The organism is Roseococcus suduntuyensis (genome assembly GCF_014196305.1).
In the GTDB taxonomy this organism is placed as follows: Bacteria; Pseudomonadota; Alphaproteobacteria; order Acetobacterales; family Acetobacteraceae; genus Roseococcus; species Roseococcus suduntuyensis.
In genome coordinates, this window is sequence record NZ_JACIDJ010000003.1 from 205,797 (window position 1) to 226,324 (window position 20,528).

Sequence of the window (20,528 nt, forward strand, 5' to 3'; positions counted from 1 at the left end):
CCGGAACTGACCAGGAATTCACCATGCCCAAGCCCGTCCTGCTGCTGACCCGCAAGCTGCCCGCGGCCATCGAGGCCCGCGCGGCCGCCGAGTTCGACGCGCGCCTGAACCCGCAGGACGATCCCTGGTTCCGCGACGGCGCCGAGATCGCCCGCCGCGCGGCCGAAGCGGGGGCGGCCGGCATCCTCTGCGCGGCGGGCGACCCGATGAGTGCCGAGACCATCGCGGCGCTCCCCGCCAGTGTGAAGGCCATCGCCACCTTCAGCGTGGGCTATGACCACATCAACGTGCCCGCCGCGAAGGCGCGCGGCATCACGGTGACGAACACGCCCGAGGTGCTCTCCTTCGCCACGGCCGAAACCGCCCTCACCCTCATGCTCATGGCCGCCCGCCGCGCCGGCGAGGGCGAGCGCATGGTCCGCGCCCGCAAATGGGAGGGCTGGGCGCCCACGCAGCTGATGGGCGTCACGCTGGAGGGCAAGAAGCTCGGCATCCTCGGCATGGGGCGCATCGGGCGGGAACTCGCGTCCATGGCGCGCGGCCTCAAGATGGAAATCCATTACCGCGACGTGCAGCGCCTGCCGGCCGAGGCCGAGCAGGGCGCCATCTTCCACGACAATGACGCGGGCTTCCTCTCCACCATTGACGTGATCTCCATGCACGTCCCGGGCGGCGACGCCACGCGGAAGTGGCTGAACGCCGAGCGGCTGGCGCAGATGAAGCCCGGCAGCCTGGTGGTGAATTCCGGCCGCGGCGGCAGCGTGGACGACGTGGCGCTGGTGGCCGCACTCAAGTCCGGCCACATCCGCGCCGCCGGCCTCGATGTCTATGATGGCGAGCCGGTGGTGTTCGAAGGCTATTTCGGCCTGGAGAACGTGGTGCTGCTGCCCCACCTGGGCAGCGCCACCATCGAGGTGCGCGACGCCATGGGCCACCGCGCGCTGGACAATCTGACCGCCGTGCTGGCGGGCAAGCCGGCGCTTCACCCCGTCGGCTGAAAGGCCCTGTTCATCCGCGCGAGGCCTTCCCCGGCCTCGCGCGCCATGCGTTCCACGATGGCGCCGGCGGGTTCCACCTCCCCGATCAGCCCCACGCATTGCCCGGCCCAGAGATAGCTCTGATCCAGCTCGCCATCGTCCACGCCGCGCGCGTTGAGCGGGCCCGCGATCATGGGCACGATGTCCTCGCCCGCCGCCTCGGCGGCGAGGATCGCCTCGGTGTGGGCCGAGCGCAGGGCGCGGCCCGGCATGCCGAGCGACCGCTTGATGACGGTGGTGCCCATGGGCTCCGCCGCCACCAGCGCCTGCTTGTAGTTGGCATGCGCGTGGGCCTCGGCGCTGGCCACGAAGCGGGTGCCCATCTCGACACCCTCCGCCCCGAGCGCGAGGGCCGCCAGCAGCCCCGCCCCATCCGCGATGCCGCCCGAGGCCAGCACGGGGATGGACACGGCGCGCACCACGCGCGGCACCATCACCATGGTCGTCTCGTCGCCCCGGCCCAGGTGGCCGCCGCCCTCATAGCCCACCGTGGCCACGAGGTCGGCGCCCGCGCCCTCGGCCTTCTTCGCCAGCTCCGGCCCCGCGATCAGCACCAGCACCTTCGCGCGGCCATCAATGCGCTTGATCCAGGGCGCGGGGTTGCCGGCGGTAAGGGCGATGACGGCGACCTCCTCCTCCAGCACCACCTCCATCATGGCGGTGAAGTCCATCCGGCCGAGGGGGAAGTTCACGCCGAAGGGCTTGTCGGTGAGCGCCCGGGCACGGCGGATTTCGGCGCGCAGCGCCTCGGCATCCGCGAGCCCCACGGTGGAGATCTGCCCCAGCCCCCCCGCCGCGCTGACAGCCGCGCAGAGTTCCGCCTTGGCGACGCGCGCGAGCCCCCCCTGCACGATGGGATAGCGCACGCCCAGCAGGCGAGAAGCGCGGGTTTGAATGGAATGGATCATCCGTCGGCCCTGATGTTGGCGGCGCGCACGGCCTCGCCCCAGGTCGCGACCTCGCGCGCCAGGAAGTCGTGGAATTCGGCGGGTGGCATGCCGGAGGGCAAGGCGCCGGCCGCGCGCAGCCGCGCCGCGTGTTCCTCCTGGCGCAGCGCGGCGGCGACGATCTCGGCCACGCGCGCGATGATGGGGGCGGGGGTCGCGGCCGGCGCCATCAGCGACTGCCAGGCGACGGGCGCGAAGGCCTCCCAGCCCAACGCGGCGCCAATGGGGCGGATGTCGGCGAAGTCCGGATGCGGCTCGGTCGAGGAAATGCCCAGGCCCCGGATGCTGCCCGCGCGCAGCTGCCCCGATTGCGGCGGCAGGTTCTCGAACACCGCCTGCAGCCGGCCCGCCACCAATTCCGTCACCGCCGGCGCGGAACCCCGGAAGGGCACATGGGTCGCGCTGATGCCCGCGCGGCGGCAGAACATCTCCATGGCCAGATGCGGCACGGTGCCGATGCCGGCCGAGCCATAGGTGATGCCGGAGGCCTGCCCGCGCGCCCACTCCACGAAGCCCCGCGCATCCCGCGCGGGCGAGGAGGGATGCACCGACAGCACATTGGGCACCATCATCACGACCGTCACGGGGGCCAAGTCCCGCAGCAGGTCGAAGGGCATGTTCCGGTAGTAGGTCTGGTTGATGGCCGCGGCGGCGGCGGCCACCACGAAGACCGAGCCATCGGCCGGCCCCCTCGCCACATGGTCCATGCCGAGATTGCCGCCCGCGCCCGTGCGGTTCTCCACCAGGAAGGTGCCACCCGTGGCCTGGGTCAGCGCCTGGGCGACGAAGCGCGCGGAAAGGTCGGAGGCGCCCCCCGGCGTGAAGGGCGAGACGATCCGCACCGGCCCCTGCGGCCAGGATTGGGCAAGCGCCGGCGCGGCCAGAAGGGCGGGCGCGGCGAGCAGATGGCGGCGTCGCATCATCGGGCGCTCCTCTCCTTGATCATGTCGCGGGCGATCAGCAGGCGCTGGATGTCGGACGCGCCTTCGAAGATGCGGAACAGCCGCACGTCGCGGAACAGTTGCTCGACGGCCGTGCCGCGCATGTAGCCCGCACCGCCATGGATCTGCACGGCGTGGTCGGCGACGCGCCCCACCATCTCGCTCGCGAACAATTTGCAGCAGGCGATGTCGGCGATGATCGGGCCCTGCGCCTCGCCCGCCGCGTCGAAGGCGCGGGCCGTCTCCAGGATCATGCTGCGCGCGGCCAGCGCCTCGCTGCGCATGTCCGCGAGCCGCCCCTGCACCATCTGGAACTCCGCCAGCGCCTGGCCGAACTGGCGGCGGTGGCGGGCATGGAACAGCGTCTCCTGGATCAGCCGCTCGGCCTGGCCCGCGCAGGTGACGGCGACATGCAGCCTGGCGTGGTTGATGCCGCGCATGGCGGTCTTGAAGCCGCCCCCCTCGCGCCCGCCGATGAGGTTTTCCGCCGGCACGCGCACGCCGTCGAAGAACACCTCGGAGGTGGCGGAACCATCCTGGCCCATCTTGCGGTCGGCGGGGCCGCAGCTCAGGCCGGGCGTGCCGGCCGGCACGATGAAGGCCGAGATGCCGGAGGCGTCCTTCGTGCCCAGTTCCGTGCGCGCCATCACGATGAAGACATCGGCCTGGCGGGCATTGGTGATGTAGCGCTTCACCCCGTCCAGCACATAGTCGGCGCCCTCCCGCCGCGCCGTGGTGCGCACGCCGCCCGCATCGCTGCCGGCCTCGGGCTCGGTCAGGCAGAAGGCGGCGGTGACCTCGCCGCTCGCCATGCGCGGCAACCATTCGGCGCGCTGCGCCTCGCTGCCATTGTAGAGGATGGGCTGGGAGCCGAGGCCGATCGTGGTCGAGAAGCGCGCGCGGAACACCGAACTCGCCCGCGTCACCTCCAGCATCACGCGCACCTGCTGCTCCATGGTGAGGCCGAGCCCGCCATGGCGCGTGGGGATGGAGATGCCGAAGAGGCCCATCTCGCGCAGGCGCTGCGTCAAATCCTCGGGGAGGGTTTCCTGGCCCTCCAGGCGGGGCTCGGCGGGGATCAGCACCTCGTCCACCAGGCGGCGGACATTCTCCAGGTATTCGGCGAATTCCGCCGCGCCGGCGCGTGCCGGCATGCCGTCATTCATGGCGCGCCCCCCGTTGTGATTATGGGCAAGCGTCGGCGCGCGCGCGCCGCGCTGTCAAGCCGCCTCGCGCGCCAGCAGGGCGAGGCGCCGCACCCACCACACCGCGCGCTCGAAATGGCCGGTCAGGCGGAACATGGCCTCCGGCGCGTCCTGGGCGGCCGCGCGGCGCAGGCGCTGCATCATCTCGCCGCGGTCGGCGGCGAGTTCCACCAGCCAGGCGGGGTCCTCGCCGGGGGCGAGGGCGGAGAGTTCCTCCAGCAGCAGATGCAGCGCCTCGGCGAGCGGGGCGACGCGCGGGTGGGCCAGTTCCGCGCCCGCCTCGGCGAAGCCTTCCACCGCCTCGCGCAGCGCCACCAGCCCATCGAGGCGCGCGCGGGCGGTGACGGCGGCGGTGAGGTCCTCGGGGGCGAGTTCCCGCGCCAGCAGCCCGTCCAGGAAATGGCCGATGGCCGCCTCCAGCGACGGGCTGCCGGCGGCGTCGGGCTCGGGCGCCTCGCCGCGCAGGGAGCCCAGCGTGCCCGGCAGCCGCGCCAGCAGCCGCGCCTGCTCGGCCGTCACCAGCGGCAGGGCGGAGGGCGGGTCGGCCAGGGCCTGGACGTGGAGGAAGCGCGGCTGGCCCGCCACCTCCTGGGCGTCGGCGGGGGCGAGGCGCGCCATCAGACCCGCCCAGGCCTCGGGCCGCACCAGCGCCAGCAGCGCCATGGCCAGTTGCAGCAGCAGGAACAGAAGGGCGAGCCGGGTGCCGGCCCCCTCGGCCAGCCAGCCGGTCGCGGCCAGGACCAGGGGCGCGCCGGTGCTCATTTCCAGCGCCAGGGCGGCCAGGAAGAGCGCGGCGCCCAGCGCGCGCAGCACAAGCTGGAACAGCACCACCTGCCGCGCCGAGCCCCGCAGCCCCCGCCCCAGGATCCAGGCCGCCAGGCCGGAGCCGAAGGAGGCCCCGCAGATGCCCAGCGCCGCCTGTTCCAGCGAGACCAGCCCCGCGACATGCAGCGTGATCAACAGGATGGACACGGTGGAGGAGGATTGCGTCACCAGCACCAGCCCCGCCCCCAGCGGCACCAGCAGCCAGGCGATGCCGGCGGTGGCGGCGAGCAGCGCCTGCACCCCCGGCGCATCGCGCAGCGGCGCGGCCCCCGCCTGCAACAGGCCAAGGCCCAGCAGCATCAGCCCCAGCCCCGTCAGCGCGGCCAGCGCCGGGCGCAGCCGCCCCTGCGCGTCAGCGGCCCGGCGCCCGCCCGCCGCCGGCCCGCGGTCCAGGAAGGTCAGCACGCCGGCCAGGAACAGCACCCACAGCGCGGCCAGCCGCAAATCCATGGTGGCCACCAGCACCAGCCCCGCCGTGCCCACATTGGCCCAGGCCAGCAGCGGCAGGGCGCGCTGCGGGGGCAGCAGCCCCGCGGCGCGCATGGAGGCCGTGATGAAGGTGACGGCGTTGCTGCTCTGGGTCAGCCCGCCCAGCATCAGCCCCAGCAGCGCGGCCGAGCCCGTGCCCCCCGCCAGCCCCGCCCGCAGCCGCGGCCCCGCCAGCGCGGCGAGCGGCCCCGAGAGGCCGCGCACGCCCAGGAAGAACAGGCCAAGCCCGCCCAGCAGGGTGGCTGTGAGGTCCATGCTACGCGGTCGCCTTCGGCGTCATGTCACAAAAACGCAAAGAAACTTCAAGGGCTTGCTCTCCTGGTTCGGAGGTGCCGCCGAAGCCCGCGCCGCGTCAAGCCAAGGATTTCCCAGCGCGCGGCGGCGGGGCTAGTCTCATCGCCCAACCACACGAGGCCCGCCCGCATGGACCAGCCCCGCATGACGCTGCGCCTGCCCCCCGGCACGGAGGATGTGGCGCGTCTGCTGGACGAGGTGGAGGCCTTCGCCGAGCAGGCCGAAATCCCCACCGCGCTGGCCATGCGGCTCGCTTTGGTGGCGGAGGAGCTGGCGGCCAATGTCGTCATGCACGGCACGGGCGCGGGCTTCTTCGCCTTCACCGCCACCGTCACCGAGGCGGGGGTCGCCATCGCCTTCGAGGATGACGGGCCGGAATTCGACCCGCTGGCCGCCCCCGCGGCCCACACCGAGGAGGGCGTGGATTCGCGCGAGGTGGGCGGGCTCGGCCTGCACCTGCTGCGGAAGATGACGCGCGACGCCAGCTGGGAGCGAAGGGCCGGCGTGAACCGGCTGACCTGCCTGCTGCCCCGCGAATTCTGAACATTCCCTCCGCGGGCCGGATTTCGCGGCGCGCGTATCTTGGATTAACCTGTGCCTGACAATGGGTATCCGCCCTCGCGGACTGCCCCCACAACGGAGCGACCACGAATGGAGATCACCGAGACCAGCGAAGGCGGAAAGGCGGTGGCCGTGCTCGACGGCCGCCTCGACACCGCGACGGCGGCGGCGGCCGAGGCGAAGCTGCTGGCGATGCTGGGCCAGGGTGCCGTGATCGCGGACCTCTCGGCGGTGCGCTACGTCTCCTCGGCCGGGCTGCGCGTGCTGCTCAAGGCGGCCAAGCAGGCCAAGGCGGCGGGGCATGGCTTCGCGGTGGCCGGGCTGCAGCCCGCGGTGCGCGAGGTCTTCGAGATCAGCGGCTTCGACAAGATCATCCCCGCCTTCGACACGCGGGCCGACGCCGCTTCGGGCTGACCGCCCATGTCCGCGCCCGCCCGCCTGGCCGATGGCGACCTGGCGGAGGGCGTGATGGGGGCGCTCGGACGCATCGCGGGGCTGGCGCCCTCACCCGTGCTGGCGGGGCGGCTCGCGGCCGCCTCGGCGCTGCTGCCCGCCTGTGCCAATTCCCCCGAGGACCATGACCACCCGGCCTGGGCCGCGCTGCTCGATGCGGTGACGGTGCAGGAGACGCGGCTGTTCCGCATCCCCACGCAATGCGCGGCCCTCGGCGCCCTGCTGCCCGGCCTCGCCGCGCGGGCCCGCGCCGAGGGGCGGGCGCTGCGCCTGCTCTCGGCCGGCTGCGCCTCGGGCGAGGAGGCCTTCACCCTCGCCGCCCTGGCCCGCGCCGCCGCGCCCGACTGGCCCGTGGAGGTGCTGGGCCTCGACCTCTGCCGCCCCGCTTTGGCCCGCGCGCAATCCGGCCGGCTGGAACCCGGCCTGGGCGACCCGCTGGCCCTGGTGCCGCCTGACCTGCTGCCGGATTTCGCGGGGGGCCACCCCTCGCCCGCCCTGCGCGCACGCACGCGCTTCCGCCGCGCCAACCTGCATGCGGGCCTCGGCGTCCCCGGCGGGTTCGACGTGATCTTCTGCCGCAACGTGCTGATCTACCTGACGGAGGAGGCACGCGCGGGGCTGCTGGCGCGGCTCGCGGCCGCGCTGGCGCCCGGCGGCGTGCTGGGCCTCGGCCCCACCGACCGCCACCCGCCGGGCATGGCGCATCTGGACGAGAACCTCCTCCATGGTTGAGCCCGCCCCCCTGCTGCCTTTGCCGGGCGGCGGCTGGTGCGCGCTGGGCGGCGGCACGGCCGAGCCCGTCTCGGCCCCGCCCCGCCCCCTGCCCGCAGAGGCCGCGCCCCGGCCCGAAGCCGCGCCGCCCGCCGCCGCGCGCCGCCGTGGCACGGGGCTGGAGGCGCTGCATCTCAGCCTCTCCGGCGTGGCGCTGGCCCTGCCCTCCGCGCTCGCCGAGCACATCCACCCCATGCCCGAGCTGCTGCCCCTGCCCGGCGCGCCCCCTTGGGTGCGCGGGCTGGCGCTGGCCGGCGGCGCGCCCATCCTGGTGCTGGACAGCCTTGCTCTCGCGGGCGGCGGCGGCGCGGAGGAGGCGCCCGCCTGGTTGCTGGCGCTGCGCTGGCAGGGGCGGCGGCTCGGCTTGCCCGCCGCGCGCATCGCGGCCGGGCCCGCCGTGCCCGCGCTGCGGCAGTTCGAGGCATGGCTGGACGGCCCCGAGGCGCGGGCGGCGCTGGCGCTGGCACCCCCCGCGTTGGAAGAGGCCACCAGCCGCACCATCCCCGAACGCCATCTGGTGCTGTTCCGCGCGGGCGGGCTGCGCGCCGCCCTGCCGGCCGAGGCCGTGCGGGCCGTGCTTGCCCCCGTCCGCGCGCAATCCCTGCCCGGTGGCGGCGGCCCGGGTGGCAGCGGTTTCGTGGCGCCGCACCGGGGGGAGTTGCTGCCGGTGCGCGATGCCGGGCTGCGCCTGGGCGCCGCCCCCGCCGCCCATGGCACCGCCACGCCCATGATCCGCCTGGCGCTGGCCCGCGAATGCCTGGTGGCGGTTTCGGCCATCGAGGGGGTGCGGCGCGTCCCGGCCGCCGACATCACCCCGCTGGGGACCGGCGAAGGCCTCGTCACGGGCCTTGCCCGGGTGCAGGGGGAGAACCTGATGCTGCTCTCCCCCACGGCGCTGGCGGCATGAACGCCGCCCCCCTCCGTGTGGTCGTGGTGGACGACAGCGCCTTCATGCGCATGGCGCTGCGCCGCATCATCGAGGCCGATGGCGACCTCAGCGTGGTGGGCGAGGCCGCGGATGGCGAGGCCGGCGTCGAGGCCGTGCGCCGCCTCCGCCCCGAACTCGTGGCGATGGATGTGGAAATGCCCGTGCTGTCGGGCATCGAGGCCACGCGGCGCATCATGGCGCTCGACGCCCCGCCCGCCGTGGTCATGGTCAGCCAGCACACCCAGGACGCCAGCCCGGCCGCGCTGGAAGCCCTGGCCGCGGGCGCGGCGGACTACATCAGCAAGGAGACGGGGCTGGGCGGGCTCGACCTCGGCCATCTCGACCGCGCCCTGCGCGACCGGCTGCGGCATTGGGCACGGGCGCGGGCGCAGGTGGGGCGGCCGGGTGCCACGCCCGCGCGGGCAGCGCTGGGGGCGCCGCCGCCGCTGGTGCTGGTCGCGGCCTCGACCGGCGGGCCGGAGGCGCTGGCCGCGCTGCTGGCGGCCTCGGGCCCGCTGCCCGTGCCCATGGTGATCGCCCAGCACATGCCGCGCGGCCTGGCGCCGGAACTCGCCGCCCAGCTCGCCCAACGCGCGGGCTGGCCTGTGCGCGCGGCAGGGCCGGAGGAGGCCTTGCGCGGCGGCGAGGCGCTGCTGCTGCCGGAGGATGGCGTGGTGCTGCGCGCGGGCGACGGGCTGCGGCTGCGCCTGGCCCCCGGCGGTGGCGTGGTGCATCCCTCGGCCGATCTGCTGTTCCGTTCCGCCGCCACCTCGGGCCTGCCAGCGGCCGCGGTGGTGCTGACCGGCATGGGCGAGGATGGCGCGGCGGGGGCCGAGGCGCTGGCCGCGATCGGCGGACGCGTGCTGGTGCAGTCGGCCGAAAGCGCCGTGGTGCCGGGCATGCCGCGCGCCGCCGCCGCCCGTGTGGCGGGCGCGGAGGCGCTGCCGCCCCAGGCCCTTGGCGCGCTGCTGCGCGGCTGGTGGCCGGCATGACCGACCCCGAGCTTCTCGCCGCCTTCCAGGAGGAATTCGCCGCCGGCTGCGCCGCGCTGGCCGCCGCCCCCGACCTCACGGCCGCGCGGCGGCATGTGGCGCAGCTTCTCGCCATGGCCGAGGCACTGGAGATGGCGCCGCTCAGTGCGGCCCTCTCCGCGCTGGAGGGCGAGGAGGCGCTGGAGGCGTTGCGCGCCGCCGCCCCCGTGCTGGCCGCGCTGGCCTCTGGCGACGCGCCCGGGGACTCACCTGACACCACAGCGCGCGTGCTGATCGTGGATGACAGCGCCACCATCCGCCGCCTGCTGCGCGAGATCCTGGCCACCGACCCCCTCTTCACCGTGGTGGGCGAGGCCATGGACGGGCGCGCGGGTCTCGCCGAACTGGCGCGGCTGCGGCCGGACCTGACGCTGCTCGACCTCGAGATGCCCGTGCTGGACGGCATGGGCTTCCTGGCCGAATGGGCGCTGGCGGGGCCGGGCGAGGTGGTGGTGGTGTCCTCCGCCGCCCATCCGGGCAGCCCGGCGGCGCTGGAGGCACTGCGGCGCGGGGCGCGGGCGGCGGTGGCCAAGCCCTCGGGCGCGCTCTCGCCCGACCTCGCCGCGCGGTCGGGCGAGGCCATCCTGCGCGCCGCCCGCGCCGCACTGGAGCGCTGATGGAAGCCGACGACCCGCTCTGGCAGGAATTCGCCGCCGAGACGGCGGAGCACCTGGACACGCTCGAACTGGGGCTGGACGGCAGCGCGCCGGTGGATGTGCTGTTCCGCGCCATGCACAGCCTGAAGGGCATGTCCGCGGCCCTTGGCGCGCAGGGCATGGGCGCGCTGGCCCATCGTGCCGAGGATGTGCTGGGGCTGGTTCGGGCCGGGCGCATGGCGCTGGACGCGCCGGCGCGCGACGCGCTGCTGGCGGCGGTGGACGCGCTGCGGGTCCAGCGCGCGGCACTGCTGGAGCGCCAGGCCGATGCGCCGCCGCCGCCGGAGCTTCTGGCGCGGCTGGCGGCACTGGCCGAGGGCCGGCCGGAGGCCGCGCACCCCGCCATCTCCGCCGCGCCCGTGGCGGGCGCCTCGCCACTGCGCCTCAGCCTCGCCGCGCGGCTCGCGCAGGAGGTGCCGACCCTGGCGCGGGGCGAGGCCCTGCCCGGCCTGGCCGAGGCCGCCGAGGGCGCGGGGCTGCCGCGCCTGGCCATGCTGCTGCGCGCCGCCCCCGGCTCCGCCGCCGCCTTCGGCCGGTTGCGCGCGGCGTTGCTTCTGCTGGAGGCGAATACCGGCCTGCCCGCGGGCGCCGCCATCGCCTGGCCCGACCCGCCCGACCCGGACCCGCTGCGCGCGGCCACGGAGGCGGAACTGGCCGAGGCCGCGCGCGACTATGCCGATGCCGCCCTCGCCTATGGGATGGAGGGGGCCGAGACGCTCGGCCGGCAGGTGCAGGACCTCGCGCTGCGCGGCCTGCCCCGGCCCGCGGGGCTGGAGGCGGCGCTCACCGCCGGGCGGCCGCTGGAGGGCGCGCTGGCGCCCCCGCCGCCGCCGCTGACGCCGGGGCTGGCCGCCGTGCTGCCGCCCTCGGCCCATGCGCGCGCCGCCGCCGCCATGGCCGGGGGGCAGCGCATCTGGCGGCTGCGCCTGGGGCCGCTCGCCGCCGCGGAATCCCTGGCCGCCCCCTTCCTCGCCCGGACCGGCGAGGTGCTGGCCAGCGCCGGCCCGCCCGAGGCCATGGACATCTTCCTGGCCAGCGCCCTGCCGGCCGGCGAGATCGCGGCCCTGCGCGCCGAGACCGACCCCGAAGGCGTGGCGCTGGCGCATCTCGCCCCCGCCGACGCCCCGCCCCCCGCCCCCACCATGCGCGTGCGGCAGGACCGGATCGATGCCGTCATCGCGCTGGAGACGGAGCTGCGCTCAGCCTCGCTGGCGCTGACCGAGGCGCTGGCCGCACCCGAGGCGCGCGCGGCCCTGGCGGAGCTGGGCGCCTTGCAGGGCCGCCTTCCGCCGGCCTTCGCCGCGCGCATCGCGGGGCCGCTGGAGCGGCTGCGCGCCGCGACGGGGGCCGCCGAACGCGCGGCCAGCCGCGTCTCCCTGACGCTCGGCCAACTGGATGAGGCGGTGCTGGCACTGCGCGTCGTGCCCTTCGCCACGCTGGCCACCCGCCTGCCCCGCGCCTTGCGCGCCGCCGCCGAGGCCGGGGGCAAGCAGGCCGCCCTGGTGGTGGAGGGCGAGGATGTGCAGCTGGACCGCGCGCTGGCCGATGCGTTGGCCGACCCCCTGCTGCATCTGATCCGCAACGCCGCCGATCATGGCGTGGAACCCCCCGCCGAGCGCATGTCGGCCGGCAAGCCCGCCACCGCGCAGCTTGTTTTGAGCGCGGAACGCCTGCCCGGAAGGCTGCGCGTCAGCCTGGCCGATGACGGGCGCGGCATTGACGAGGCGCTGGTCCTGGCGCGCGCGGTGGACCGTGGCCTGCTCTCGCCGGACGCCGCCGCACGGCTGGCGCCGGCCGATATCCATGCGCTGCTCTTCCTGCCCGGCTTCTCCACGCGCGAGGCGGTGAGCGAGACCTCGGGCCGCGGCGTGGGCCTCGACGTGGTGCAGGAAGCGGCGCGGCGCGCGGGGGGCGTGGTGCGGGTGGAGAGCACCCAAGGCCAGGGCACCCGCTTCACGCTGGACGTGCCGCTCAACGCCGCCATCCAGCCCGTGCTGCTGGTGGAAGCGGGAGGCCATTCCTACGCATTGCCGGCGGGGCGCGTCGAGGCGGTGCTGCGCCCGGAGGAATGCGCGGCCGATGCCGCGCCCCTGGCGCTGGAGACCGTCTTGCGCCTGCCGCCCGCGCGGCCTGGCGCGGTGGTGGTGCTGCGCCGGCCGGGGGGGCGGCTGTCCCTGGCCGTGGCGCGGCTGGGGCGGCGGACGGACCTGTTGCTGAAGCCGCTGCACCCGGAGCTTGCGGCCACGCCGGGCGTGGGCGGCGTGGGCGTGCTCGGCAATGGCGAGGCGGTGCTGCTGCTGGAGCCGGACGGGCTGTAGGCTTTCTGGGCGGCCGATTCACGCCGCCGGCTGCGCCGGCGACGATCGGACGCTGTCTGTCCGGCCGATTCACGCCGCCGGCTGCGCCGGCGACGATCGGACGCTGGACCGCCCGGCCGATTCACGCCGCCGGCTGCGCCGGCGACGATCGGGCGGGGCTACCTCAGATCATTATCCCGGATGGATTCCGCGCCCTTCTTCTCGTTCAGCTTGCCCAGTTGCGTGTCCAGCAGCGCGCGCAGCTTCTTGATGGCTCCCGCCCAGGCTTCGGGCAGCGTCGCCGCCATATGCGTCACGGCCACGGGCTTCTGGCCGGAGGGCCGGGCTTCCATCAGGCAGCGCTTGTCGCTGTCGCCGGGCTTGGCGGCGTTCTCGTCGCTCAGATGCACCTCGATGCGCGTCACCTGCTGGGCGAAACGGGCCAGGCCCTGCTCCACATCTTCCTGCACCCGGGCCACCAGCGTCTCGCGGCCGGAGATATTGTCGTCCGTGTTCACCTGGATCTGCACGCGTTTCCCTCTTCAAACTGTCTGGGGGAACAGCGCGCCGGGGGGCGTCAGGTTGCGGCGCGGCGCAGCGCCAGGACCGTCACGTCATCGGCAGCCGGCGCCCCGTCCACGAACCCCGCCACGGCCGCCAGCAGCGTGGCGATGGCGGGGGCGGGCTCGGCCTGTCCCGCCAGCGCCGCCACCACGCGTTCCTTGCCGAACAGCGCGCCCGCGTGGTCCTGCGCCTCGGTCACGCCATCGCTCAGCAGCAGCAGCCCCTGGCCGGGGGCCAGCGCGAAGGGCGCGCTGGCATAGGCCAAGCCCTCGATGATGCCGAGTGCCGGCTGGATGCGCCAACCGCCCAGGGTCTCGACGCCGGCCGGGCCCAGCAGCAGCGGCGCCTCATGCCCCGCCACCGCGATGCGCCCCGAACCATCGCGCGTGTCCACAATGCCGAGTGCGGCGGTGATGAAGGTCATGTCCTCGTTGTCGGCGGCGAGGTCCTCATTGGCGGTGGCCAGCAGCGCGCCCGGGTCCGGCAGCGTGCCCGCGGCATCCGCCAGCCGGGCCGCCGCGCGCAGCAGGCCGAACGCCCTGGCCATGGTCATGCCGGCCGAGGCCCCCTTCCCCGCCACATCCGCCACCACGAACATCAAGTGGTGCTGGCCGAGCGGCAGGATGTCGTAGAGGTCGCCCCCCACCTCCCGCGCCGGCTCCATATGCGCCGCCACCGTGATGGCGCCGCGCGAAAGCCCCGCGAAGTCGCGCGGCACCAATGAAAGCTGCGCGCGGCGGGCGGATTCGAGTTCCGCCTCCAGCGCCGCCAGCCGCTCATCGGCCAGGTCGCGCAGGCGCTTCTTCTCCAGCACGGCGGCCAGGCGCGCGCGCAGCAGCGGCGGGTCGAAGGATTTGGGGAGGTAGTCCTCCGCGCCCAGCTCGATGCAGCGGATCACGCCCGACATCTCGGTCTGCGCCGAGATCACGATCACGGGGGGCGCATGGGGCTGGCCGTGCAGCGCCTCCAGCACGCCGATGCCGTCCAGCTCGGGCATCTCGAGGTCGAGCAGCATCACGTCGAAGCGCCGCGCCGCGATGGCCGCCAGCGCCTCGCGCCCGTCCACCGCCATCTCGGGCTCCGGATAGCCCAGTTCGGACAGGCGGCGCTTCAGCAGCAGCCGGTTGAAGCTGCTGTCGTCCACGACCAGGATGGAGGTGCTCATGCCCGTTGTTGTCATGCGGGGCGGGCCGCCATGCTCTCCACCGCCGCGCGGGATTCGCTGGCGAGGCGGGACAGGTCGATCATGGTCACGGTGATTTCCTCCGCGGCCGTCGCATTGGACTGGCCGATGCGCGTGAGCGTCGCCACGCGGGTGTCGAGCGAGGCCATGGTGGCCTGCTGCTCCTCCATGGCCACCGCGATGCCGGCGGCCAGCCTGGCACTCTCGCTGGAGAGCGTCTCCAGCCCGTCCATCGCCTCGCCCACGGCGGCGGCCGTGCCCGCGCCCTCGCGCGCGCGGCGGCCGGCGAGCAGCACCACATCCGCGATTTCCTGCGCCAGGGCCTCGGAATTGGCGGCCAGCGCCCGCACCTCCTCGGCCACCACCGCGAGGCCCCGCCCGTGCTCGCCCGCGCGGGCGGCCTCGATGGCGGCGTTGATGGCGAGGATGTTCGTCTGGGTCGCGATCTTGGCGATGACGCCCGCGATGCGCGTGACACGCTCCGTGTCCTCGCCCACCGCATCCACGGTCTCGATCAGCAGGCGCACCTTCTTCAGGTTCTCGGCGAGCAGGGCGCGGGCCTCGGCCGCCGTGTCGCGGGCCTGCTGGGTGCCGCGCCCCACCTCGGCGATGGCGTCGGCAGTCTGGGAGAGGGCGTCGGAGACCTGGCGCAATTCCGCGAGCTGCGTCATGGCGCCCTCGCTCACCTGGCCGATGGCCTGGCTGGCCTGGGTGGTAACCACGGCGGTGCGCCGCGCGCCTTCCAGCGCCTGGTCCATCAGCCGCTGGGTGTTGGCGAGGTTCTGCTTGAACACCTCCACGGCGCGCGCCATCTCGCCGACCTGGTCGGGGCGGCCGGCCTCGGGCACGCGCACGCCGGCATCGCCGCGTGCCAGGGCCTGCATGGCGCGGGCCAGGCGTTCCAGCGGCTGGGCCGTCAGCCGCACCAGCACCACCCAGACCAGCAGCACGCCCAGCATGCCCACGCCGGTCGCGATCAGGATGGCGCGGCGGCCGGATTCCTGGATGCCGCGCGCGGTGGCCAGCGAGGCATCGGCATCGGCCTTGCTGATCTCGCGCGCCCGGGCCGAGACGGCGTTGAAGGCCACCACGATGTCGAGCCATTCCTCCTGCAGCGGCCCGTACTGGTCACGCGCGCGGGCCATGAAGGCGTCGCGCACGCGGTCCGACAGGTCCGGCAGGCGGGCGGCCATGTCGCGCGCGGCCTCGATCACCACGCTGTCCAGCCGCGCCCCCACCAGCTCATCCAGCAGGGCGAAGGATTCCGAGATGCCCTCCGCGTTGCGGACCATGCGGCCCGCGGTGACGCCGGGCGGCAGGGCGCCGGCCATGACGGCGGCGAAGGCCTGGGCGTATTCGGCGACGTCGTTGGAGAAGTCGTCCACCGCCTCGGTCGCCACGCGGTCGCGCACGCCCATGAGTTCGATGATCTCGCCCTGGCGTGACAGCAGCAGCAGCGAACTGCCCGCGAGATAGAGCAGCACCGCGAAGATCAGCAGCACGATGCCGGCCGCGCGCGTGCCGATGCGCCCCATGAAGCGGCCGCGCGGCGCCGCCTCCCGCGACGGGGCGGCCTGCTGTGGGATGGGGGCCTGGGTGTCCGGTGCCATGGGGGGTAGCCTATCCCCATTCCGCCCCTCCGGGCCACAGCACAAGGAACCCCCCGTGGCGCGCATCCTGGTCATCAACAGCAACACCACCGAGGGGGTGACGCGGCGCATCGCCGAGGCCGCCGCCGCCGCGACGCCGCCGGGGGCGGAGGTCACCACCATCACCGCGCCTTTCGGGCTTCCCTTGATCGTGACGCGCGCGGATTGGCTCGTGGCCGGGCCGGCGACCCTTGCCGGGTTGGCGGCCCACCGGGGCGGTTTCGACGCCGCCGTGGTGGCCTGCTTCGGCGATCCGGGCGTCGAGGCGGCGCGGGAGATGTTCGACGTGCCCGTCATCGGCATCAGCGAGGCCGCCTTCCACGCCGCCTGCCTGCTGGGACGGCGCTTCGGCATCGTGAGCTTCACCGCCGCCCTGCGGCCCATGTTCGAGGATTGCCTGGAGCGTTCGGGCCTCGCCGCGCGCTGCGCCGGCTTCCGCATGGGCCCGGCCTTCGCGGGCGACCCGGGCCAGGTGGCCGAGGAACGCCGCGGCCTGCTGCTGGAGCTGGTGCGGGCCAGCGTGGAAGAGGATGGCGCGGAGGTGGTCATTCTGGCCGGCGGGCCGCTGGCCGGCGTCGCCGCCACGCTCCAGCCGGAGGTTTCAGTGCCGCTGGTGGATGGCACGGTGGCGGGTGTGCGGCTAGCGGCCGCGCTGGCGGGCATGGCGCCCGCCCGGCGCGCGGTCCGCGCCCGGCCCCTCTCGGGCTATCCGGAGGGGCTGGGCCGGCTTTACGGCGGGTAGAGTGCGATCCGCGATGGCGGCTTGGCCATCGCGGTGAATCGCCCTCTCGGCAAGGTGGTGCGATCCGCGATGGCGGCCTCGCCATCGGGGTGAATCGCCCTCTCGGCAAGGTGGTGCGATCCGCGATGGCGGCTTTGCCATCGCGGTGAAGCGCCATCCCGGCCAGGGCTACTCCTTGGCCGGCGCGGGTTCGCCCGGGAAGCTCACGCCCTTCACCCCCGGCACGCCCTCGGCCAGGACGCGCAGCGCCCGCTGCACCTCCGTGGGCTCGGCGAAGCCGTAGAAGGTGACATGGCCCGCGCGCACGGTGAAATGCACCGAATAGGCGTGCGACCACGCCGCCTGGTTCAGGGCGCGGATGATGGCGGCACGCAGGTCGCGGTCATCCACGCTGGCGGGGCCGGGCGAATCGGGCGTCAGCAGTGCGCGCAGCAGGTCGGCGCGGCTGAGCATGCCCACCAGCCGCCCGTCGCGCAGCACCGGCAGGCGGCGGATGTTCAGCGATTCGAGGGTCTGGGCCGCCTCCTCGATGCTGGTCTCCTCCGAGACGGATTTCAGCGGCGCGGTCATGATGTCGCGCGCCGTGCGGCCGCGCGTCTTGGCATAGTCCAGCGCCTCGGCCGGGGCCGCCGAGAACAGGCTTTGCAGCCAGCTGGGCGCGGGGGCCGCCTTGGCGGCCAGGCGGTGCGCCAGGTCGCTTTCCGTGACCACGCCCAGCACGGAGCCATCGGCCGCCACCACCGGGGCGCCCGAGACATGCGCCTCCGACAACTGGGCGGCGACCTCCTGGATGGGCGTCTCGGGGGCTACGGTCAGCACCCCGCGCGACATGACGTCCTTGACCTGCATTGTCCTCAACCTTTCGGGATCACGGCATGCCCAGCATGAAGGGCGGCGGCGGCGCGAGGTCAAGGCTGACCTCGCGCACGCCCGGCACCCCTTCGGCCAGCGCGCGCAGCCCCTGCACCACGGCGGGGCTGCGGGCGAAGCCCGAGAAGGTGACGTGGCCGTGCCGCACGCTGGCATGCAGGAAGTGGCGGTCCACCCAGGGCTGCTGACGCAGCCGGCGGGCGAGCTCGGCGCGGATGGCGGCGTCGTCCGCGGCCTCGGGCGGCGCTTCGGGCGCGGGCGCGTCCAGCACGGCCTTCAACAGGTCCGCGCGGCTGACGACGCCCAGCAGCCGCCCGGCCGCCACGATGGGCACGCGGCGGATGTCCTTCTCCTCCAGCAGCTTGGCCACGCGGGCGATGGGAACATCGGGGCCCAGCGTCATGGGCTCGGGCGTCATCACGTCCTGGGCGGTGCGGCCATGGCTGCGGGCGTAGCGGCGGGCGAGGTCGGCCGGGTCATGGAACAACCCGCCCAGCCAGCCGGGCTTCGCATCGGTGGGGGCGGCGATGCGGCGCATCAGGTCCGTCTCGGTGACGACGCCGAGCAGGGTGCCCTCGGCGTCCACCACCGGCGCGCCGGAAATGCCGCGGTCGGAGAAGAGGCGGGCCAGTTCGCCCACGGGGGTCTCGGGGCGGACGGTCACCACCTCCCGCGTCATGATGTCCTCGGCGCGCATGGCGATCTCCTCGATTCTGCTTGCCGCCATTCAAGCCCGGCGGGGTGCCGGCATCATTGCGTGGGATCAATCCGCGCGACAGGTGGGGCGGCGCGGCACGACGCTTGCTGAACTCGCGGCAAGCCACGGCGCAGGTGGGGTTTTCCGCCCGCGCCTTGGGCATGTGCCGATCACGGAGCCCAATCCCCATGCAATCTTTCCCCCTGTCGCGCCGCGGGCTTCTCGCCCTGCCCGCCCTGCTGCCCGCCGCCGCCGCCGCGCAACCGGCCTGGCCCAACCGCCAGCCCATCCGATTCATCGCGGGTTTTCCGGCGGGCGGGCTGGCCGATGCCATCGGCCGCCTCTTCGCCGGGCCGCTGGGCGAGGCGCTGGGCACCTCGCTGGTGGTCGAGAACCGCACCGGTGCCTCCGGCACGCTGGGCGCCGATGCGGTGGCCAAGGCGGCGCCCGATGGCTTCACGCTCGCCGTCTCCCACGCCATCCCCTTCGGCTTCGCGCCGGGGGTGCTGCCGAGCATCCCCTATGATCCGGTGGCGGACTTCACCCATCTGGGCCTGCTGGCCGAGGCGCCGACGGTGACGGTGGTGCTGGGGCGCTCGCCCTATCGCGGCATGCGCGAGATGCTGGAGGCGGCGAAGACGCGGCCCGTGCGCTATGGCTCCTCGGGCGTGGGTTCGGCCGAGCACATCATGGGCGCCGTGGTGCAGCGCGCGAGCGGGGCCACGCAGCTCGACCACATCCCCTATCGCGGCACCACGCCCGCGCTGCAGGACCTGATGGCGGGGCAGATCGAGGCGCTGAACGCGCCCATCACCACGCTGGTGCCGCAGCTGCGCGACGGCTCGCTGCGGCTGCTGGCGGTCTCCAGCGAGGCGCGGGTGGCGGCCTTCCCCGATGCGCCCACGCTGGCCGAGCTTGGCATCGGGCAGGCGACGCACACGCAATGGATCGGCATCAGCGCGCCGCGCAACCTGCCAGGCGCCATCGCGGAGCGCATCATCGCGGCCATACCGGGGGCGGCGGCGCAGCCGCTGGTGCAACAGCGGCTCACGGAATTCGCCTCGACACCGCGCAGCCCCGCGCCGCTGGGCGCGGAGTTCACGCGCTTCGTGGCGAGTTTCCGCGACCATTGGGTGGCGATGGCGCGGGCGGAGGGGATCGTGGTGGGGTAGGCCCTGCCGCGACGCGACGGCGCGCTCAGTATTCGGCGTAGAGCTCGATGATGTTGTCCTCCGGGTCACGGAAGAACAGCGTCCGGTGCCGCCACTGCGGCAGGTCCGTGGGCGCCCGGAGGATGGGAACGCCACGGGCTTCCAGCAGGCGGTGCCACGCATCCACGGCGGCCACCGTCACCTGGAATGCCAGCTGTATGGCGGCCGAGCCGGGCGGCTATGGCCCGTCGTCGCAGACGGACCAGACGCCCCGCGGGCGCAGGGTGAGCAGGGTCTCGCCCAGGCGGAAGCTGACCCAGTTCTCCCGGTCCTCCGCCAGGGGAAGGCCCAGGATGTCCTGATAGAAGGCCCGCGTCCCCGGCAGGTCGCGGCACAGGAGGATGGTGTGGCCGAGCCTTTCGATGGCGGGCGGCGTTATGGTGTCGGCCAGCTATTCCTCGCCCCAGAGCCGCGGGTTGGCCAGCACCTCGGCCGCGCGGGTGGCGATGGCATCGAGCAGCTTCGCGCCCTTCTCGGCGCTGGCGGTGCGGGCATCGCCCACCACGCCCGTCTCGCTGATCTCGCGGAAGGAGCGGCGCATCAGCAGGCCGGGAGGCTGGCCTTCCACGCGGCTGGACTTCGGGCCCACCGCTTCGGGCAGGCGGTCGGGGCGCACGCCCTCGGGCATGAGGTGCCACACCATGGAGGTCTCGGCCTCGCAGGCATGCATCAGCGTGGGTTGGGCTTCCAGCAGGGGCGCGATGGCCTCGGGCACCATGTGCCAGTAGGTGGCGCCGGCCACCCGGATGCCGAATTCCACCGCGAGTTCGGTGGCGGCGGTGCCGATGGCCTCGGCATTGCCGCCATGGCCGTTCATCAGCATCACGCGCTGGAAGCCGTGGCGGGCGACGCTGCCCACCACCCCGTGCAGCAATGCCTGGAAGACGCTGGAATCCAGCGTCACGGTGCCGCCGAAGGCCATGTGGTGTTCGGCCAGGCCGGTCCAGACCACGGGGGTGACGATGACGGGCATGCCGCCGGCCTCAAGGCGCTTGGCCGTCTCCAGCGCGACATTGCCGCCCAGGATGATGTCCGTGCCGGTGCAGAGATGCGGGCCGTGCTGCTCCAGCGATGCGACCGGCACGATGACCAGCGCGTTCTCGGCGGCCGCCTGCTGCACCTCGGCGGCGGTGAGCTTCATCCATTCGAGGGCGCGGGGCATCTGCTATTCTCCGGT

Annotated in this window: 20 protein-coding genes and 1 pseudogene; 10 read left to right on the plus strand and 11 right to left on the minus strand. The window is 74.4% G+C overall.

The window, feature by feature from the left end:
* The first annotated feature begins 23 nt into the window (after positions 1-23).
* Positions 24-998: a 2-hydroxyacid dehydrogenase gene (locus tag GGQ83_RS11050; protein ID WP_184383895.1), complete on the plus strand. Its 975-nt coding sequence runs from the start codon at positions 24-26 to the stop codon at positions 996-998.
* Here the strand turns inward: GGQ83_RS11050 and GGQ83_RS11055 are convergent.
* The 4 genes from GGQ83_RS11055 to GGQ83_RS11070 all read right to left on the minus strand — a co-directional run bounded on the left by GGQ83_RS11055 (position 983) and on the right by GGQ83_RS11070 (position 5,699).
* A complete protein-coding gene (locus tag GGQ83_RS11055) occupies positions 983-1,945 on the minus strand; it encodes an NAD(P)H-dependent flavin oxidoreductase (RefSeq protein WP_184383897.1) in 963 nt (320 codons plus the stop codon). The genes GGQ83_RS11050 and GGQ83_RS11055 overlap by 16 nt on opposite strands.
* Positions 1,942-2,907, minus strand: a complete 966-nt coding sequence (locus GGQ83_RS11060; protein WP_184383899.1) for a Bug family tripartite tricarboxylate transporter substrate binding protein — start codon at positions 2,905-2,907, stop codon at positions 1,942-1,944. The genes GGQ83_RS11055 and GGQ83_RS11060 overlap by 4 nt, the downstream gene beginning before the upstream one ends.
* Positions 2,904-4,079 (minus strand): acyl-CoA dehydrogenase family protein, encoded by a 1,176-nt coding sequence (locus GGQ83_RS11065; RefSeq protein ID WP_184383901.1) that lies wholly within the window; start codon positions 4,077-4,079, stop codon positions 2,904-2,906. Before GGQ83_RS11065 ends, GGQ83_RS11060 begins: the two co-directional genes overlap by 4 nt.
* 66 nt (positions 4,080-4,145) lie before the next feature.
* The gene (locus GGQ83_RS11070; RefSeq protein WP_184383903.1) at positions 4,146-5,699 is read right to left on the minus strand and encodes a Na/Pi symporter; all 1,554 of its coding nucleotides are present in this window, start codon (positions 5,697-5,699) and stop codon (positions 4,146-4,148) included.
* A 168-nt stretch (positions 5,700-5,867) separates the two neighbouring features.
* Between GGQ83_RS11070 and GGQ83_RS11075 the strand changes: the two genes are divergently transcribed.
* From GGQ83_RS11075 to GGQ83_RS11105, 7 genes are all read left to right on the plus strand, one after another.
* On the plus strand, positions 5,868-6,281 hold the full coding sequence (locus GGQ83_RS11075) for an ATP-binding protein (RefSeq protein WP_184383905.1): 414 nt from the start codon (positions 5,868-5,870) through the stop codon (positions 6,279-6,281).
* Positions 6,282-6,389: 108 nt separating this feature from the next.
* A complete protein-coding gene (locus GGQ83_RS11080; RefSeq protein WP_184383907.1) occupies positions 6,390-6,713 on the plus strand; it encodes an STAS domain-containing protein in 324 nt (107 codons plus the stop codon).
* Between the two features lie 6 nt (positions 6,714-6,719).
* The gene (locus GGQ83_RS11085; RefSeq protein WP_184383909.1) at positions 6,720-7,484 is read left to right on the plus strand and encodes a CheR family methyltransferase; all 765 of its coding nucleotides are present in this window, start codon (positions 6,720-6,722) and stop codon (positions 7,482-7,484) included.
* Positions 7,477-8,430 (plus strand): chemotaxis protein CheW, encoded by a 954-nt coding sequence (locus GGQ83_RS11090; protein WP_184383911.1) that lies wholly within the window; start codon positions 7,477-7,479, stop codon positions 8,428-8,430. Before GGQ83_RS11085 ends, GGQ83_RS11090 begins: the two co-directional genes overlap by 8 nt.
* Positions 8,427-9,443, plus strand: coding sequence for a chemotaxis protein CheB (locus tag GGQ83_RS11095; RefSeq protein WP_184383912.1), 1,017 nt, complete (start codon positions 8,427-8,429; stop codon positions 9,441-9,443). The genes GGQ83_RS11090 and GGQ83_RS11095 overlap by 4 nt, the downstream gene beginning before the upstream one ends.
* The gene (locus GGQ83_RS11100) at positions 9,440-10,099 is read left to right on the plus strand and encodes a response regulator (RefSeq protein ID WP_184383914.1); all 660 of its coding nucleotides are present in this window, start codon (positions 9,440-9,442) and stop codon (positions 10,097-10,099) included. The genes GGQ83_RS11095 and GGQ83_RS11100 overlap by 4 nt, the downstream gene beginning before the upstream one ends.
* On the plus strand, positions 10,099-12,456 hold the full coding sequence (locus GGQ83_RS11105) for a chemotaxis protein CheA (protein WP_184383916.1): 2,358 nt from the start codon (positions 10,099-10,101) through the stop codon (positions 12,454-12,456). The genes GGQ83_RS11100 and GGQ83_RS11105 overlap by 1 nt, the downstream gene beginning before the upstream one ends.
* A gap of 158 nt (positions 12,457-12,614) precedes the next feature.
* Here the strand turns inward: GGQ83_RS11105 and GGQ83_RS11110 are convergent, their stop codons facing one another.
* Genes GGQ83_RS11110 through GGQ83_RS11120 form a run of 3 tightly spaced genes read right to left on the minus strand, consistent with a single transcriptional unit; the run spans position 12,615 to position 15,792 of the window.
* The gene (locus GGQ83_RS11110; RefSeq protein ID WP_184383918.1) at positions 12,615-12,965 is read right to left on the minus strand and encodes an HPF/RaiA family ribosome-associated protein; all 351 of its coding nucleotides are present in this window, start codon (positions 12,963-12,965) and stop codon (positions 12,615-12,617) included.
* Between the two features lie 47 nt (positions 12,966-13,012).
* Positions 13,013-14,164 (minus strand): PP2C family protein-serine/threonine phosphatase, encoded by a 1,152-nt coding sequence (locus GGQ83_RS11115; RefSeq protein WP_242535069.1) that lies wholly within the window; start codon positions 14,162-14,164, stop codon positions 13,013-13,015.
* An 11-nt stretch (positions 14,165-14,175) separates the two neighbouring features.
* On the minus strand, positions 14,176-15,792 hold the full coding sequence (locus GGQ83_RS11120; protein ID WP_184383922.1) for a methyl-accepting chemotaxis protein: 1,617 nt from the start codon (positions 15,790-15,792) through the stop codon (positions 14,176-14,178).
* A gap of 55 nt (positions 15,793-15,847) precedes the next feature.
* Here GGQ83_RS11120 and GGQ83_RS11125 point away from each other — a divergent pair, with 55 nt between their 5' ends.
* Complete coding sequence (locus GGQ83_RS11125; RefSeq protein WP_184383924.1) at positions 15,848-16,573, plus strand: aspartate/glutamate racemase family protein; 726 nt, start codon at positions 15,848-15,850, stop codon at positions 16,571-16,573.
* 168 nt (positions 16,574-16,741) lie between these two features.
* On the opposite strand, the gene GGQ83_RS11130 is transcribed toward GGQ83_RS11125, so the two are convergent.
* Complete coding sequence (locus GGQ83_RS11130; protein ID WP_184383926.1) at positions 16,742-17,422, minus strand: CBS domain-containing protein; 681 nt, start codon at positions 17,420-17,422, stop codon at positions 16,742-16,744.
* Positions 17,423-17,441: 19 nt separating this feature from the next.
* Complete coding sequence (locus tag GGQ83_RS11135) at positions 17,442-18,170, minus strand: CBS domain-containing protein (RefSeq protein WP_242535071.1); 729 nt, start codon at positions 18,168-18,170, stop codon at positions 17,442-17,444.
* 158 nt (positions 18,171-18,328) lie between these two features.
* Here GGQ83_RS11135 and GGQ83_RS11140 point away from each other — a divergent pair, with 158 nt between their 5' ends.
* Positions 18,329-19,312 carry a Bug family tripartite tricarboxylate transporter substrate binding protein gene (locus GGQ83_RS11140; RefSeq protein WP_184383927.1) on the plus strand — a complete coding sequence of 328 codons (984 nt, stop codon included), beginning with the start codon at positions 18,329-18,331 and terminating at the stop codon, positions 19,310-19,312.
* Positions 19,313-19,337: 25 nt separating this feature from the next.
* On the opposite strand, the pseudogene GGQ83_RS20145 reads toward GGQ83_RS11140, so the two are convergent.
* Together GGQ83_RS20145 and GGQ83_RS11155 are read right to left on the minus strand one after the other, a co-directional pair.
* Positions 19,338-19,742 (minus strand): annotated as a pseudogene (locus tag GGQ83_RS20145) (VOC family protein).
* The gene (locus GGQ83_RS11155; protein WP_184383931.1) at positions 19,743-20,513 is read right to left on the minus strand and encodes a creatininase family protein; all 771 of its coding nucleotides are present in this window, start codon (positions 20,511-20,513) and stop codon (positions 19,743-19,745) included.
* Between the last annotated feature and the right edge of the window lie 15 nt (positions 20,514-20,528).